A 17,212-nucleotide genomic window follows, 5' to 3' on the forward strand; every position below is an offset into this window, starting at 1 on the left:
AAAGGATGCCACTATATATGCTTTGAAACTTTAAAAAATGGGGAGTAAGCATAGCGTGCATAACTCCCCTTTCCATTATTATTTTACAAATACCGTTTTTATTGAAGTATAAAATTCTATCGCAGCCCGCCCTTGTTCACGGGAATGGGAACTTGATTGTTTCATGCCTCCAAATGGGGCTTGCAGCTCTACCCCAGCGCTTTCTGCATTGATTCTAACCAGTCCAGCATCCATTTCATTTATGAACTCCAACATATTTCGAACTTTCGTTGTAAAAATAGAGGCACTTAGACCATATTCCGAATCATTTGCCATTTCTAATGCCTCTTCGACTGTATCTACCTTCATAAGGGCCAATACTGGTCCAAAAATCTCCTCTTTGGCAATGATCATGTTCGTTGAAACCTCCTCAAAAACAGTTGGTTCCACAAAATAACCATTTGTTGTATCGGGGGTAGAAACACGCTTACCACCAAATATTAGTTTAGCACCTTCCTTCTTGCCCTTCTCTATATAGGAAAGTACATTCTCAAGTTGACCTTCACTAACAACAGGTCCCATCCAGTTACTTTCTTCCATTCCACTTCCGACAGTTATCTCAGCAACTTTTTTAAGAAGCTTTTCCCTGAATTCATCATAAACCCCGCTTTGAACGATCACTCGACTGGTTGCCGTACATTTTTGTCCAGTCGATTTAAGTCCTCCACTGATAGTTGCATCAACAGCAAGATCCAGATCTGCATCATCCGTAACAATTACAGGATTTTTCCCTCCCATTTCGAGTTGGTATTTAATTCCGCGATTCAAAGCCGCACTACCAATTTTTTTACCAACATTATTTGACCCAGTAAAAGTAATGCCATCAACCTTGTGATGTTCAGCCAACCCTTGCCCAATGACAGACCCCGATCCTGTCACCATGTTAATGACACCTTTTGGAAGCCCAGCATCATGAAAGCATTCAATAACTTTTGCACAAGTTACCGCTGTATCACTGGCTGGTTTAATTACTACTGTATTTCCATAAATAAGTGCCGGGGAGATTTTCCATATAGGAATCGCAACAGGGAAATTCCAGGGAGTTATTACCCCTACTACCCCAAGTGGCGCCCTTGTAGTAAACATAAGTGCTTCACTGTCCGATGACGGTATAACATCGCCTACAGATCGCATTCCCTCCCCCGCATAATAACGTAAAATCGCAACACCTCGTGCTGTTTCACCTTTTGCTTCAGCGAATGTCTTGCCCATTTCCTTCGTCATTGTTTCAGCTATACTTTCCAGGCGTTCTTCCATAACAGCAGCAACTTTAAACAGATAATCGCCTCTTGTACTTCCTGATAGCTTCCTCCAACCTTTTTGGGATTGACTAGCTGCAACAACTGCTTCGTCTAAATCATTAGCAGATGATAGTTGATAAGAACCTAAAACTTCGGCATTTCGGGAAGGATTTAAACTTTCTGCTGTTTTACCTGAATCAGATGCAATCCATTCACCATTAATATAGTTTAAATATGTCTTGGTTTTCGTTTCAGTAGTCATAAGAACCTCCTATTTTAATGTTGTTGCTGCTTTTGCAGGGTATTTTTGTGAAGCTTTATTAATAATTTCTTTTAGCTGCTCATAATGTTGATCCTCCACCTTGGCGACTGGTGCTCTTACATGTAAACTTACCGGAAGACCAATGGCTTTCATCCCAGCCTTAATAAGTGAAACCGCATATCCTTTCTTTTGACTTCTAATTCGATGAATCGGTAAAATAATTTCTTCATACAAATTGTGAGCCATCTCTTTATCCCCACTTAAAAGTGCTTCATAATACATCGCTGAAATATGAGGGATATAGTTGGATATTGCCGATGAATAGGATCTGAATCCAAGGTTAATATAGGCCTCCATCGTAACTTCTGCTAAGGGCATTCCGTTTATCCATGCAAGACGATCACCAAACAAATGTGTAAACTCTGCGATTTGTTCCATATTACCAACACCGTCTTTAAAGCCTATCAACTGCGGAAACTCACATAATCTCCTTAATGTATCCGCATTCAAAATACAGTTATCGCGGTTATATACAATAGCATTGAGATCAGTGTTTCCTATAATCTCACTCAAATAATTGTATAAACCGTCCTGTGACGGATTGATTAAGTATGGTGGCATGATCAAGTAACCATCTACCCCGAGTTCTTCGGAAATCTTTGTCTGTTCTAGAGCAGATGTGATATTGCCGCCTACACCTGTATAAAGTGGAACGCTCCCCTTTACTCTTTCAACAGCTACTTCTACTATTAACCGGTATTCTTCATTACTGAGAGCATGAAATTCCCCGGCCCCACATGCTACAAATATGGAAGATAGTCCTTCCTTTAGCAAAAAGTCAATATTGGCTTCTAATCCGTTTAAGTCTAATTTCCCTTGTTCGTTCATTGGTGCAACCGGAAAACCTAAGATCCCCGATGGGGCTTGTCTTTTCTTCGTAACCATATAAATTCCGACCCTTCTTCATTATAATTATGAATATTATGTTAATTATATTGTAAGACAAATAATAATAGATGTCAATCGCATTGACCGATTATTTATATTTATCATGTAACAGGAGATGGATTAAATAGTGCAAGATCATTGTGAATCCCCCATTTATCCGCCCATGTCTTTTTCGTTCCACTGGCAACCTCAAGAATATCCTTAAAAATCTCCCATCCTATTTCTTCTATCGTTGCTTCCCCATTGGCTATTTTCCCTGCATTTATATCGATGAGATCATGCCATTGTTCTTGCAAAGTATTTCTTGTTGAAACCTTCAGCACTGGGGCAATCGGCAGATTATAAGGTGTTCCCCGCCCTGTAGTAAATACTTGTAAATGAATACCTGATGCGAGTTGAAGTGTTCCGCAAACAAAATCACTTGCAGGAGTAGCAGCGAAAGTTAATCCTTTCTTCTTTACCTTTTCTCCAGGCGCAAGTACATCCGTTATTGGCAAGGTTCCCGATTTAACAATTGAACCTAATGATTTTTCAACGACATTTGATAAGCCACCCCGCTTATTTCCTGGAGATGGATTTGCACTTCGATCCGCCTGCCCTTTGTTCAAGTAATTGTCATACCACTTCATTTCGCGGATTAAGCTATCCCCCACCTCTTTTGTAGCAGCACGAGGAGTTAACAAATGAACCGCGTCTCTTACTTCTGTTACTTCCGAGAATAAAACGGTTGCTCCTGCTCTGACGAGAAGATCTGTCGCAAACCCTAACGCCGGGTTTGCAGTGACCCCGGAAAATGCATCACTACCACCGCACTGTACCCCGATTACCAAATCTGAAACGGAACAGACTTCCCTCTTACGTTTGTCTAATTTATCCAATCTTTCCTCTGCCATATTAATAATGGACTGGACCATATTTACAAATCCACTTTCGTTCTGTAAGGTCAAAATATTATCATTATCTTCTCCATCATTTAGACGCTGTGGTATTAGTTTTTCACAGCCCAATCCAATAATCATTACTTCTCCACCAAAGTTTGGATGTTTGGCTAAATTTTGTATGGTACGAATTGGTATTGTGGCATCAGGAGCATTGATGGCAACACCGCAACCATAGTTATGATTTAAAGCAACTACATCATCTACATTAGGAAAACGAGGTAACAAATCTTCTTTAATTCTTTTCACTGCGTATTCCAAAACACCCACTACACATTGAACACTAGTTGTTATACCTAAAATATTTTTTGTTCCTACACTTCCATCGGAATTGCGATAGCCAAGGAAAGTGAATCCTTCTTCCAATGGAGAAACATCTACTAGATTAGTAGAAAAAGGAAGATTGTCTAATCCTGGGGGAGAAGGCATATCGACTAAAGATTCCCTTATCCAGCTCCCTTTTTTTATATGATCTTTTGCATATCCTATCACTTCACCGTAACGGATAATTTCTTCTTCTGCCGCTATATTACATAATGCTACTTTATGCCCCTCGGGGATTCTTTCGTTAAGTGCCAAACCACATGAAAATTTGGCGCCTTTCGTTAGTCCCCCCGAATTTACGATAATTGCTGTATTATCTTTGGTACTCACTTTAATATATATAGGAGTATCAGTATCTAATTTATTGCCCATTTACTTCATTCCCTCCTCCTAAAATATAAATTACATTATCAAAACTACTTTATTTCCCCTCGAATTCAGTCAACGCTGCTAATAGTGCTTTTATATAGCCTATAGAATAGGAAAATCCTAAACTCGAAGCTTTCCAGCCAATATTGGAGTGTCCCCATCTATCATCCAGATCGGGTGTGTCCCCTGCCATTGTTGGTACGTGATCTGGATTTATGCATCCGTTGTAACCAACCTTCCTAAGTTCTAGCAACAATTTAAACATGTTCATATCCCCATCATCTAGTAGCGCCTCCTCAAAAGCTCCAGCAGTAGGTAAACTCCCCCTTACATTTCGGAAATGAACCAAGAATATTCTACCTTTGCGTCCAAAATGGTTGATTTCATCAAGAACGAGAGAGGATCCCCCTGCTTCTGCACGTGTTCCAATACAATATACTAACCCAACATTCTTATTAGGAAAATCATCGATAATACGGTGCAGTCCCAATCCTCCAAATGGTGAATCTGGATGTGGCGTATCAGAAGGATGCATTGCAATGTTGACATTACTATTTTGGGCTGCCGGGACAAGCTTTCCATATGCACCTTGAAAAGCAGCCCACCATTTCTCTAATTCTTCGAATGTAGGTGTTTCCGCCTTTTCTTTCATGATCCCAAGACTTTCCCCACGTGAAATGGCCCCACCTCGCTGTATTGCTTGATAGCTTTTAGATAAACCGTAAAACACATCGCCTTCAAACCGCTGTCTAACAATATCAATATTGGCTTCCCCAAAAGTCTTAACTGCATTAATGGAGTTTTCGAGTTCGCGTTCACTACCTGGACGATTTCGCATAAAGTTATCACTTAAGTTTGGTAGTGTAACCCTATTAATATCCATGCCATATGACCGTATTTTCCTTTGTAGTTCTAGTAATTTATCCAAGTCAGGATAGCCTTGCTCTTTTACTCCTGCAAATGAGTTACCTGCACCAAAATCGATGCAGTCTACACCCAGCTGGGACATTTGCTTTAAGTCCAACTCAGATAAATCTGTGGTATTCACAGTTACTGAAACCTTCATCATTTTGCGTCACCCCTATTTATTAGTTAGATAGATTCACTCGGTTTTATATTGATTCCTCGTTAGAGTAAAAATAATATTTTAACAGATCATAATATTCTTGAATATATTGGAATAAATTCCTAATTTATCAGCATCTTGATATTTCCCCACTCTATTTTTGGATATTAGTTATCTTCCTCTGATTTCTTATAAGCTTCTTGATAACTTGCATTGATTTCTTCTAGCTTTTTATTCGTCTCTTCGGAGTTTAAAAAGGTTGGACTAAGCCAAGAATTTTCAATCTCCTCTTGGTAATCTTCATTCGCAACTACCCGGTCCATTGCATTCGAAAATTTAGTTACTATTTCTTCTGGAGTATCTTTATGGAAACCCCAATAAAATGCTTTATCGATAACAATATCTACTCCCTGCTCTTTAAACGTCGGAACGTCTGGAGCTCCTTCAAGTCTTTCCTCACCCATTATTCCAAGAGGAATCATATCACCAGACTCAATATAGCCGCTAATTAATCCGAGTGATGTTGGAACAATATCCACACGTCCTCCAAGAAGTGCAGAGATCTTATCGGATGCTCCCCCAATATCAACGATGTTAAATTCTACACCGGTAAGTTCCTGAAATTGTAGTGTTTGAATATAAGTCATGGAACCTATTTCAGTTGCCATCGTTACCTCTCCAGGGTTTTCCTTTGCATATTCTATCAATGAAGGTAGATCATTAAACTTCGAATCTGCTGAAGTAACAAACGTATTAGATTGGTCTAATACCCCAACACCCGCCATTTTAAAATCGGTATAGGTGTAGTCTGTAAGCCCAAAGATATTATTCAGAAGCATAGAGTTATGAAAGGCTAGTACTGTATGTCCATCTGCTTTAGCATCCAAAACATTTTGCGTACCCGTTGCTCCTCCCGCACCAGTTACGTTTGATATAACAATGTTAGTGTCAAGTTCCTTTTCTAAATATTTGGCCATAATTCTTGTATTCAAGTCTGTATCTCCACCTGCCCCTGCTGGTACAACAACCGTAATTGGACCTGAAGGATAGTCACTTGCCGGATCATCTTTAGCATCTGAAGATCCATTAGCTGCGTTTTCAGCACAAGCTCCTAGAAGCACTAGTAATGCAATAAAAACAGAACCCAAAAGCGTTTTTCTTAAAAAGTTTCTCATAAATTTTCTCCCCTTATTTTTTATTTCAATGGGATTTACCCATAAAAAGTGGATTTAAGTACCGGTTTTTTCTAAGTTATCGGTGGACTCTTGCTTTTTATTTTTCTTGTTTTTATATATCGCAAAAATCAATGAAACTATCGTGATTGATAGAAAGGTTGCTGCAATTGGCGAAGTTAGAAATGGCATAAAGTCACCTTGCGATAGCATCAATCCCCTTCGTAAATTTGTTTCTAAAAGCGGACCAAGAATGAACCCTAAAACTAAAGGAGTCAATGGAAACCCAAATTTAATCATCAAATAACCTATTACACCAAAGAAAATCAACGCTCCTACATCAAACAATCGATTATTAACTCCGTAAGCACCAACTACACAAAGAACGAGGATAATCGGCAATAGTATATAGCCTGGAATACTTAATAGCCGTACAAATCCCTTCATACCTAAGAACAAGAATAGAGCCATAAAAACATTCGCAATCAGTAAAGCAGCAAATATACCATAGACTATATCCCCACTATTTTGTATTAACAAAGGACCTGGCTGTAAACCATGTAATACGAGTCCGCCCAAAAGCATTGCAGTTACAGTATCACCTGGTATTCCAAGAGAAACGAGTGGCACAAGCGCTCCCCCTACAGCAGCATTATTCGAAGATTCGGAAGCAACGACCCCGTCAGGAATCCCAGTGCCAAATTTCTCAGGCTTTTTGGATGAATTTTTTGCGGCAACATATGAAATGATATTAGAAGTTCCACCGCCAATCCCCGGGAGGATTCCAATCGCAATGCCAATGACACTTGACCTTAGAAAGTTCCATCCTTGTCCCAAGTATTCTTTTATACTTACCTTGTAATTTACCTTTTTTAAATTCGCCTTAACTGAACCCTTCATTTTCTTTTCCGCTGAAATAAAGATCTCAGATAAAGCGAACAGCCCAATTAGTACTGGTAATATATTAAAACCGGCATCCAAACTATGGAAGCCAAATGTAAATCTAGGAAATGCATCAATAGGTGCTGAACCTACCATCGCAAAAGCGATACCGAGTAAACCCGCCATTATCCCTTTTGATAATGAATTGCCAGAAAGACTTGCAATCAACGTTAAAGAAAAAATGACAATGGCAAAAAATTCATACGGACCAAATTGAAGAGCTATTTTGCCTAGTGGTGGGGCTATCATGATTAGAACAACAATACTCAATAATCCCCCTAGAAACGAGGAAACAATAGCAAAACTAAAAGCTTTCCCTGCCTCTCCCTTCTGAGCCATTGGATATCCATCGAAAGTTGTCGCAATGGACGATGGTGTACCCGGCAACTTTAAGAGGATTGCGGGTATCAATCCACCCGATACGCCCCCAATGTATAGCCCCATTAATAAGGACATTCCTGCAACTGGTTCCATTCCATAAGTGATTGGCAAACAAATAGCAACTGCCATTGTTGCTGTTAACCCAGGTATAGATCCAAATATTAGCCCTAAAAATACCCCTACTATAATAAGTAAAATAATGTAAATCGTTAATACGGATTCAAACCCTGCTAAAAGCATATCTAACACATGATAACCTCCTTAGCCAATAATTCCTGTAGGAAGCATGACATAAAATACGGAACGAAAAACGTAATAAATCAAGGTGGATGTTGCGATTGATAGAATAGCAAAAAGCCAGATTTTTCGATTTGACTTATGTGACAAAAGAAGCATTTGAAGAAATAAGTAAAGCGCTGTCATTATCAAGAAACCTAAGATTGGTATTAATACAAAGTAACCAATCATTAAACCCAATGTAATCATTACTGGAAGAAGGTTCTTTTTCTCGTCTTGGGACGCCGATTTCTTACCCTCTTCTTCGTCTGTCTGGTATGCACCTGTACTTTCTTTTTCGATTTTTGCCCTTTTTAAACCATTTACGATGATGATAATACTCAAAATCATCATCATAGATGCAATAATCTTCGGCATAAAGTCTGGACCTACTTGGCTTTCAGTAAGCGCTTCAAAACTGAACGTCGCCAAAAACATGGTAACGCTTACAATCAGGAGAAAAAAACCAGAAAAAACATCTTGATATTTCACTGCCATCATCTCACACACCTTCCGTTTAATAATATGTAATTTTCACCCAATTTTTATAATTCATATTGTAAGACAAATTATATGGATTGTCAATAATAAAATCTAACTTTTATGCAAGTTTACTAAGATTAAAAATATTTTGCTTACTTTCAAAAAACAATTATGAAATCGATTCACTTGTATAAACTATAGCAGTAATAGGTTCATGGAATATCGAGACTCCATGCAATTTTCTATTAATGAAGATAGCTATACATAACTTCAATCTCCCTGGAAATAATATTCATACAAGGAGGCCTCCATTTATGAAGAAAAAACCAACTAAAACAGAAGAAGCAAATATTGAGCTGAATAAAGCATTTTATGGAGAAGAGCAAAAAGAGCCAGATTTGGATCCATTAATAAACAATAATAATATTGCTTTAGTTCTCAATGATAGTAAAAATAATGATAAAGATAATGAAGACATGTAGTCTTTATTATTGATATTGCAATGAATCCGGGCAGGTTTATATTTTAAATGATGTTACTTGATACTTAAAAAACCGCTCTCAGTAAGGACTCGGCTCCTACAATATAATGTTCTCGTCATCGGGGTGATTCATACAGTGAGGGGTTTCCTGCTCACTCTGAGCTGTGCCTGTCTAGCAATTTAATAATCCACATTACTTTCCTGACAACAAAAAAGGCCAGGTATCACTACCTAGCCTTCATGCTTTATTTTGTTGGCAAGTCTTCAATACTGTCAATATCCATATATTCAGGAACCACAAACCCTTGCTGGGCACCTTCTAAGCTCGGTCCTAAATCAACAATTTCATCTTTATATTGCTCCGCATAAGATGCTGCACCTACTGGAAGCCAAGCGATTAACATCCCATCTACTTCCCCTACTGAAAGACTTTCAAATGCGATTCCCATGTCAAGCGGGGTTAATTCCACCGTATAGCCCAATTCTTCAAGCACAAGTGCAACCACATTTGTTGATGAAAGTTCCGTATCCCAGTTAACATAGGCCAACTCGATTGTCTCATTTTCAACTGTGTCAATGCCTTCTGTCCAAGCATCAACTTTGTCACGGTTATCTGCAATCCATTCCTCGGCTGCTTCTCGTGGTTCAACGTCCTCATTTTGCCCAAACTTTGCCATCACTTCATTCATATCGGGCACTTCCCAATAAAAGTTGTCCAAAAGCTTGTATGCTGATGGATGCTCTTCCTCAAGACCTTGTCTTACCATCGTATGAATATTTTCTGATTCACCCAGTGTTCCTTGTGGATCCTTCAAGAATTTCAAATCATATTCGCTGAACATCCAATGTGGCTGCCATAGTGTGACAACAATCGGTTCTTCATTTTCAAGCGCAGTTTGCAATTCGGTAATCATCGCAGGTTCAGTACTTGGTAACAAATCCAGATCCAAGTCGTATGCTTCAACTGTTTCCTCTGCGATGGTCATTGTGCCGGATCCTGGTTCAATCCCGACAATTTCTGAAATGTCAGCTGCTGCATTATCTTCTTCTGAGTTATTATCGCCAGCCTCTCCCTGACATGCTGCTAATATCATTAATATACTTATGCTTATGAAAGCAATGTCTTTCTTTACTATCTGTTTCATTATTATAGCAGAACCCCTTCTCTATTCAGTAAATTTAAATAAGACAAACTTTTTCGACCAACATTAAGTAATAATAAAATAGAACAAATTTTATAGCAAAGCTCTTAAATCGTGATTATCAGCCATTTTCAGGACTCAGGTTCACCCACAGGGATTATGGTCGGGAATGGTTAAAATTATTAGTGTGTTTGAATATTACAAAAAATATTCACTACTAAAAATAGGAACTTGAGACCAACATATTAATAATATGTACTTTCTAATCGGAAATAACTAATAATACTGGTACTGCTAAGTGATCAATTAATTGAATATTTCTCAATACTTCCAGCATGATTACCAATACTATCTTCTAACAACTGGAATAGTTAGCCACGATTGGGAGTTGTGTTAAATAGTGCATAAAAGGGCCAAACGAATTCAATGTATTATTTTAGCTATTTTACAAAGGGTAATAGTGTAAAACCATATGAGAGGAGGAGTTTCCCTGAAATTTTCTATGCGGGGGGATGCACATAAACTCTATCTTCGACTAAAAGAGATGCCAATTGAAGACATAAAAGAGAGCCGATATTTGAAGGAACCGGCATCCATAAAAGAATTTTATCAGTTGCTCGACAGTGAAACCCTAAAATTAATTTATTACCAAATCGTAAAGGAAAAGAGTGGGATTGGAATCATTCCAATTTTTGCTACAGCTATACCATGGCTACTCTTTCTCTTTGCGAATCCATTGGAAAACTTTCTCTTTCACGATGGAAGTTCAAATTGGATGATCTTCTCCATTATTTACTTAATATTACTCACGATTAGCCTGATTCTGCATTTTAAAGAAAAGGCATGGGCGGGGGTGCACACGGAGATTATCCAAGATATTCTAGCCAAACGAGACTAATCGCAGACTTCAAAAAGCAATCCGATTCTTTGCAGACGTTCGAAAAGGTAGGGGCTTCGCCAGCGAGTACTTTGAATCGGATTGCTCAGTTATATAGAAATTTAATTGCCGTTTAAAACATGACTAACACGTTCATTCCGCATTATCCACAAAATGTTTTGTTCTATCATCCAGTTGCCTCAGAATTCTCCAAATAGTGAACACAGCGTATCCAACCATAAGTATACCAGGTATGACCATAAATAATATATATCCGTTGGGGGATTGGACAAAATTAATGACATAGCCGGCATACGGAATCGTTAATCCAGAATACAGCCCAACAACATTCTCAGCTAATACCGGTGCCGAATCTGTCGCATTATTATTATCCCCTTTTGTAATATAAACCGTACTGCTGTCTGTTAATGCAATATCAGAAATACGGTGGGTAATTAAATTATTTTCTTCTCCAATAAATGTAATTACATCACCTTCCTGTATATGAGGTATCTTTTCTCCCTTGACTGACTTTATTGCGATGAGGGATCCCGTTTGAATACTAGGCTCCATAGATCCCGACAAAACAGATTTCAATTGATAGCCGAATATTTCCGGCTGCTCTCCGGTAATTTTAGCAGGAATAACCAATATGGTTACACCTATTAATAAAATAAATAAAACACCTGTCACTATCCTGTTGGTCCATTTTAATAGCATCAGCATTTTTCACCTTCTTGCAATAATTTTTTCTCTTCTGTATTTCCATTTACCGGTAGTTCCTCAGAAGATTCCTCCGAACAGTTCGTCTTCACAATGCCGCTCATTTTTTCTTTTACACTATGTTCATTAGTTTTTCTACTATCCCAAGCACCTATGGTTACCTCTCCATCTACGCTATGGTAGTAATGAAAGAATGAATTGGTATTGCTAGATAGATAGCTTGTAGACAAGAAAAAGACATACAAGCTTATAAAAGCCTTTAAAACAATTAGCGAAGCTTTGTTCCTTGATTTGCCACGATATTTAAAAAGCCATCCCATATTAATCCCCTCTTCCTCATGTCGCCTTACATGGCAATAAAATATACTTGACGAGGAAAAGCTGGATTAAAAATAATTCCCTTATTCCATCAATGCTTTATTCAGCATCTGTATTACCACTTATCTGGACTGCCTCAAATTCCCAATTGAATTTTAATTGATCTGTCTGAAAATGATTTTGATTTTCTCCATTATCCACAAAGGTAATTCGGATTGTGAATTCTTTTGCCGTGCTTCCAGCCGAAAATTCCTTTGTGATTTGCTGTGGGCTAAGGCTTAATTCCGCGAGCGTTTTTTTAAATATTTGTGTCTCTTCTCTGCCCTGATTGGATAACAGCTCAACAATGAGGTGATTTCCGAGGTCATCACCATTATTTGGTTCACCATTGTCCATGATTTCATAAGAAGTATGTAACGTAATATCTCCCATGTCCACACTTCCTTCATTGGTAAGTTTAAATTGAGTTTCCTGTATATCTCCTGGAACTAGATTCTCAATATGAAAAATCTCTTGTTTATTTAACCCAAGAACCAATGAACCATTTGTAATCGTATTATTAGTGGATACAACAGAAGTAAAATAAGCACTCGTGCCTCCGGCTATTAAACTTATACCAAGTATAGCTAAGAAGCTGCTCATGATAAGCTTGCCTTTTATACTCACTTCAGCCCCTCCTTAAAATGGTAGTCCGTGAGACTCCCACCTCTTTTCAAATTTATAGGTGGGAGTCTAGCTTACGGACGCGTTAGAAAGCAGCTTTCCCTAATGCAATTGACCATTTATGTTCTTACTCGTTAATCTGAATTTTAACTTCAGATTCCATCTGATTGGATTGAACTTTTAATGTAACCTCACCTTGTTGTAATGCACGAAGATTACCTGTTGTATAATCAAATACGGAAGTATATTCTCCAGATCGAATCGCTTCGTTAGATTCTTCACTGTTACCTACAAAAACATTGTCACTTCCTGACCAGTTTACACTTGCTGGGTATCGAAGCGGGAAGTTAATCCCTCCAGGTTGATGTCCGGTAGCTTTTACTTCAATCGTTTCACCTACGGCTAATTCTTCAGGTGCATCAACCGTTATTTCTTCAAGTAATGGATTTACTTCTGTTCTAATCCAATCTGTCTCTTCAGGACTTTGAATACCCCTTAATAATGAGGATTCATTTTCGACACCAAACATAGTCCAACCAAGGATTCCTCCATTATCAGGAGTACCATAAGGGTCTTTCCCCGCTGTTCCAGTCACAAAATATGGTACGCCATTGACCCGATTCACATTAAAAGTTGAGGCATGTGAAGAAATAAAAATTGCTCCTTTTCCTCCAGATGTCATTCTGAATTCAGATAGCCATTTTTCTACAAGCGCAACTTCTTTTCTGTCACTTAATTGACTAGCATCTGTTGGCATCGGATCATTAGTTGGATGGTGGGAAAAAACTACTGTGTTACGAACTTCTGGATTACGTGCAGCCTTATTTAACGTGGCCTGTAATTCAACTAATTGTTGAAAGTCAGAAGCTCTATAGCTCCCTGCCGAGGAATTCAACATCACAAATTGCACTCCATTATGAACGAATGATTGACGCGTTTCTCCAAATACTTCTTCAAAATTGGTTAAATTCCCCGTACCCATCATTTCATGGTTTCCTGGAACGTAATAAATCGGAAAACGATCACCAACTTCTTCTTCTAAAACTTGTTTCGCCAATTGAAAATCCTCAGGGTATCCTGTATCTACAAAATCACCGTTGATTACTAAAAATTCAGGGTCCGCTGCTACTATTTGCTGTAACGTTTCACGAGTTCTTTGCAATACATCACTGTTTGGATTTGCTGCAACGAATTGCGTGTCCGAAATAACAGCAAACTTCCAGCGATCTTCACCAAATTCATCATTTTGAATCACAAGTGGGTCTGTTGTTATTTTTTCTTGTTCGGGTATGTCTACTTCTGGTGGTACCTGTACAGTCAACTCATCAAAGATCAAACTACCTGCATATTGCTGACTTTGAACCGTTTCGACAGGGTATATTCTCCACAATTTGACTGGATGTTGCACGCCCGCTGGTAACGAAGCTTCAACATATTTCCATCCTGTCCAATCTACTTCATCAGCTAGGTTTATTACATATTGAGTATTGCTGGTATCTCTGAGAACCGCACGAAGCCAAGCCCCGTTTCCATCTCCGTGAATCCATAAACCAATTTTTTGCGTGTTCGCCGGAAGCTCCAGATCAGGAGTTGCTTGCAAGTATGCTGCGCGAGTTGCAGTAGTCGTACTAAAATCATAGTTTAATTGAATTGCATTACCTTCTCTGCCCTCCACTTCCTCTATAGAAGCCCCAACACTGGATGGATGTTTTTGAACACTCCAATCAGAAGAATCTTCGAAACCCGACACAACTTCCTCTTGAAATCCAATGGTAACAGGCAGATAGAATTTTTTATCTAAAACTGCTATGGTAATCGTTGTCGAAGCCCCATCTTGTTTTGGATTTACTGTGAAGCTTGCATCTTCATTGTTTGTAACCTCAATTACAGATTCATCATAATCTAATTGAATATCCTCTGGTTCAATAGGTGCAGCATAACCATTTTCATCAAATCCAATCACCGAAAAAGTATCGGGTTCTTCTAGAACTGTACTTATTCTGGATTCAGTTGCTTCAATTCTCTTTAAATCTCCTAAAACCTGAATTCTGCTTTCTGATTCAATATTACCTTCCTTCGCTTTAGCTACAGCAAGACCAGTCTTACTTGCGGTAAATACTCCCTCTTCGTTAAATGTGCCAAACTCACTTGGATAAGTTTCCCATTGAATATTCTCAGCAGACACAGCGTCATAAGCATCATCAAATCCCTTCACTGTGAAGCTCCTTGTTAATTCAGGGAAAACACGATAAGCATTTTCATGCTGCATAACTGTATCAACATTTAAACCTGTTAATTGTCCATTTTCTTTAGCAGTAAAAATACCGATACCATTTGGCACCGAACGTTCCACACCATCAGATGGATTGTTTTTCACTTCTGCTTCATTCTCTCCGGGCATCCTTGAAGTAAGTGTTGAGGAACCACCACCATCAAGATTTAATGCTTGATACGATCCGATTTCTTTCATGAATTCAGCCATCTCATATAAAGTCATCCCTCTGCTTGAACTTTGACGCCCATCAACCAATACGAGATACATCGTCCCACCATCTTCGGAAAATCCTACAGCCGTTCTAGGCGCAAGTGTTTCGTCATCAACATCTTGCAAAGCACCCTCTTTTACAAGTGTTGGATTACCGCCAATGGCAAATGCATACTCCCCATCCCCATTTGTTTTCGGTGCATCTTCAACTGTTACGGAATCTCCAACCCGCATTTCTTTTAAAGTATCTGTCCCATTTCCCCTACCAATTAATATATTCCTATTTTTTGTGATTTCATCATCTGAGATTTCACTGCCAGTTTTCACAACTTCCCCTTCTTCAATAATCACTTCATAAACATTTGGATCCCCATGAACTGCTCCTTCCCTTGATGCTTGTCCCCATAAAGCATTATATAAACCGATGCCATTCTCTGGTATTGTATTCTGGTTGTAGGAAGCTAGTTCGTGTTCTTGCTCATTAAATGTAAAAGTACCTTCGAGGAAAATAGCAGCTATCTCTCCAATCCCTTCTGTTGTAACCCCTGCAGCCATTTCTCTTCCATTATTAGGACCTTTGATTATTTCATAATCCTTAATTTCAATGCCTAACGGAGCTTGAGTAGAATTAATATCAAAAAAGTCACCATTTACACTCGCAATAGCTCCTTCGCGTTTGGTTACTTCAGAAATTGGTTCTGATGCTGCCACTACTCCGTCTGCTGTTAAAAGATCAAGAGAAACAGCTTCATTTTTGAGATCAATCTCTAACATTTCACCATTAATCCACCCTCGAGCATCAAGCATTTCAAATGTAGTAAATGTAACTCCTTTACCAATCTGCTCCGATTCAGATTTTGTTTCAATTCGTTCACTTTGTTCAATTTCTGTCAGTATCTGGGCTTCATTTTCTTTTGATGATTGCGGCGTTTCCTTGCTTTCTATCATTATGTTTCCTGAACTATTTGACTCCGTATTTGCAGCATATCCTACTATTCCTATAGTTTGAAAGGTTAGTAGAAATACAAACGACAAAGCCAATATTTTTTTTACAGAATGCATGATTTTCACCCTTCATATTGAAATTATGATTCCCCACTTGTTCGATTCTTCGGTAGCTGCATTTCAAAATTATTAACTTTTGTTTCGCATCCTTTTACCGAGCTTTTTGAAAACATATTGATAGCTTATCTATCTTCACCAGCTGTTTGAAAAGATTCAAATGTCCATGTCAAGTCGAGTGAATCCCCTTGAAAAACATTCTGATCCTCACCATTGTCAACAAAATTAAATTTGACACCGAAGTCATGTACGGAACCAACAGGCATTCCTTTTTCGCCATACCAAGGATACATAATATGCTGATCAATAGCCTCTGGAGTCATTTCAACCAACTCAGAAACAGTCGTCTTGTAAATAATCTCATCCGAGTTGTTGTTATTGTATAAAAATTCGACTTCTATATGTTCGCCAAAATCTTCTTCTCCGTTGTCATTCGCTGCATCCGTTACAGAATAAGACGTTTCAAGTAAAACCTTTTCTATGTCTAAACTCCCATCATTTGTGAGTTCAAAATTACGATAAAACGAATCACCTGGCTTAATATTTTCAACATTAATTATGGTTGTTGGATTAACACTTAAATCCAGGGTACCTGCAGAAAAAGTATTGCTAGTTTCATCTGTATCGCTAAAATAAGCGAAAGTACCACCAGTGATTAATCCGACACCTAAAGCAAATGCAGAAATTCCTGTTATCAATTGTTTTTTTACTCCCATCTTCTTTTCCTCCTGATAGTGTAATAGATTAGGGATTTCCAAAGACTACTCACTTCCATTGACTAAGCTAATGAAATCTCAACCTGTAATTCCTATAAGCATCACATCCTTCGAGAATAAACTAACTTTCAATTCAAATTGAAGTAATCGCTTTCGCTTTGTACCAGACTTTTTGCACAGAACTATTTTCGTATTCCTCTGTAATTTTAGACATTTACTATTAACTAAACGTTAATCAAAAGATAAAGAATTGTAAGATAAAGCACGATTTTAGTAGTGATTCTATATGCCCAACAATAAAGAG

Annotated in this window: 15 protein-coding genes; 2 read left to right on the forward strand and 13 right to left on the reverse strand. The window is 38.3% G+C overall.

Annotated elements, in window-relative coordinates; translation table 11 throughout:
• Positions 1-78 precede the first annotated feature (78 nt).
• The 7 genes from gucD to MHH64_RS19395 all read right to left on the reverse strand — a co-directional run bounded on the left by gucD (position 79) and on the right by MHH64_RS19395 (position 8,459).
• Positions 79-1,542, reverse strand: coding sequence for an alpha-ketoglutaric semialdehyde dehydrogenase GucD (gene gucD / locus MHH64_RS19365; protein WP_095313881.1), 1,464 nt, complete (start codon positions 1,540-1,542; stop codon positions 79-81).
• Positions 1,543-1,551: 9 nt separating this feature from the next.
• Positions 1,552-2,487: a 5-dehydro-4-deoxyglucarate dehydratase gene (gene kdgD / locus MHH64_RS19370; protein WP_095313880.1), complete on the reverse strand. Its 936-nt coding sequence runs from the start codon at positions 2,485-2,487 to the stop codon at positions 1,552-1,554.
• A 104-nt stretch (positions 2,488-2,591) separates the two neighbouring features.
• On the reverse strand, positions 2,592-4,124 hold the full coding sequence (gene garD / locus MHH64_RS19375) for a galactarate dehydratase (RefSeq protein WP_095313879.1): 1,533 nt from the start codon (positions 4,122-4,124) through the stop codon (positions 2,592-2,594).
• 49 nt (positions 4,125-4,173) lie between these two features.
• On the reverse strand, positions 4,174-5,190 hold the full coding sequence (locus MHH64_RS19380) for a mannonate dehydratase (RefSeq protein WP_303448716.1): 1,017 nt from the start codon (positions 5,188-5,190) through the stop codon (positions 4,174-4,176).
• Positions 5,191-5,354: 164 nt separating this feature from the next.
• Positions 5,355-6,362: a tripartite tricarboxylate transporter substrate binding protein gene (locus MHH64_RS19385; protein ID WP_095313876.1), complete on the reverse strand. Its 1,008-nt coding sequence runs from the start codon at positions 6,360-6,362 to the stop codon at positions 5,355-5,357.
• Between the two features lie 54 nt (positions 6,363-6,416).
• Positions 6,417-7,922 (reverse strand): tripartite tricarboxylate transporter permease, encoded by a 1,506-nt coding sequence (locus MHH64_RS19390; protein WP_316246668.1) that lies wholly within the window; start codon positions 7,920-7,922, stop codon positions 6,417-6,419.
• 21 nt (positions 7,923-7,943) lie between these two features.
• A complete protein-coding gene (locus MHH64_RS19395) occupies positions 7,944-8,459 on the reverse strand; it encodes a tripartite tricarboxylate transporter TctB family protein (protein WP_340002248.1) in 516 nt (171 codons plus the stop codon).
• A gap of 296 nt (positions 8,460-8,755) precedes the next feature.
• Here MHH64_RS19395 and MHH64_RS19400 point away from each other — a divergent pair, with 296 nt between their 5' ends.
• Positions 8,756-8,923, forward strand: coding sequence for a hypothetical protein (locus MHH64_RS19400; RefSeq protein ID WP_158586299.1), 168 nt, complete (start codon positions 8,756-8,758; stop codon positions 8,921-8,923).
• A gap of 244 nt (positions 8,924-9,167) precedes the next feature.
• Here MHH64_RS19400 and MHH64_RS19405 read toward each other — a convergent pair whose 3' ends face one another.
• On the reverse strand, positions 9,168-10,067 hold the full coding sequence (locus tag MHH64_RS19405; protein ID WP_340002249.1) for a glycine betaine ABC transporter substrate-binding protein: 900 nt from the start codon (positions 10,065-10,067) through the stop codon (positions 9,168-9,170).
• A gap of 574 nt (positions 10,068-10,641) precedes the next feature.
• On the opposite strand from MHH64_RS19405, the gene MHH64_RS19410 reads away from it, so the two are divergent.
• A complete protein-coding gene (locus MHH64_RS19410) occupies positions 10,642-10,962 on the forward strand; it encodes a hypothetical protein (RefSeq protein ID WP_240033853.1) in 321 nt (106 codons plus the stop codon).
• A 132-nt stretch (positions 10,963-11,094) separates the two neighbouring features.
• On the opposite strand, the gene MHH64_RS19415 is transcribed toward MHH64_RS19410, so the two are convergent.
• From MHH64_RS19415 to MHH64_RS19435, 5 genes are all read right to left on the reverse strand, one after another.
• The gene (locus MHH64_RS19415) at positions 11,095-11,667 is read right to left on the reverse strand and encodes a signal peptidase I (protein ID WP_340002250.1); all 573 of its coding nucleotides are present in this window, start codon (positions 11,665-11,667) and stop codon (positions 11,095-11,097) included.
• On the reverse strand, positions 11,661-11,984 hold the full coding sequence (locus tag MHH64_RS19420; RefSeq protein WP_340002251.1) for a hypothetical protein: 324 nt from the start codon (positions 11,982-11,984) through the stop codon (positions 11,661-11,663). The genes MHH64_RS19415 and MHH64_RS19420 overlap by 7 nt, the downstream gene beginning before the upstream one ends.
• Positions 11,985-12,081: 97 nt before the next feature.
• Positions 12,082-12,648, reverse strand: coding sequence for a TasA family protein (locus tag MHH64_RS19425; protein ID WP_340002252.1), 567 nt, complete (start codon positions 12,646-12,648; stop codon positions 12,082-12,084).
• Positions 12,649-12,772: 124 nt separating this feature from the next.
• Positions 12,773-16,192, reverse strand: a complete 3,420-nt coding sequence (locus tag MHH64_RS19430) for a phosphodiester glycosidase family protein (RefSeq protein WP_340002253.1) — start codon at positions 16,190-16,192, stop codon at positions 12,773-12,775.
• A gap of 125 nt (positions 16,193-16,317) precedes the next feature.
• Positions 16,318-16,908, reverse strand: a complete 591-nt coding sequence (locus MHH64_RS19435) for a CalY family protein (RefSeq protein WP_340002254.1) — start codon at positions 16,906-16,908, stop codon at positions 16,318-16,320.
• Positions 16,909-17,212 lie beyond the last annotated feature (304 nt).

The sequence above is a fragment of the Oceanobacillus sp. FSL K6-0127 genome (assembly GCF_037983385.1).
GTDB lineage: Bacteria > Bacillota > Bacilli > Bacillales > Amphibacillaceae > Oceanobacillus > Oceanobacillus profundus.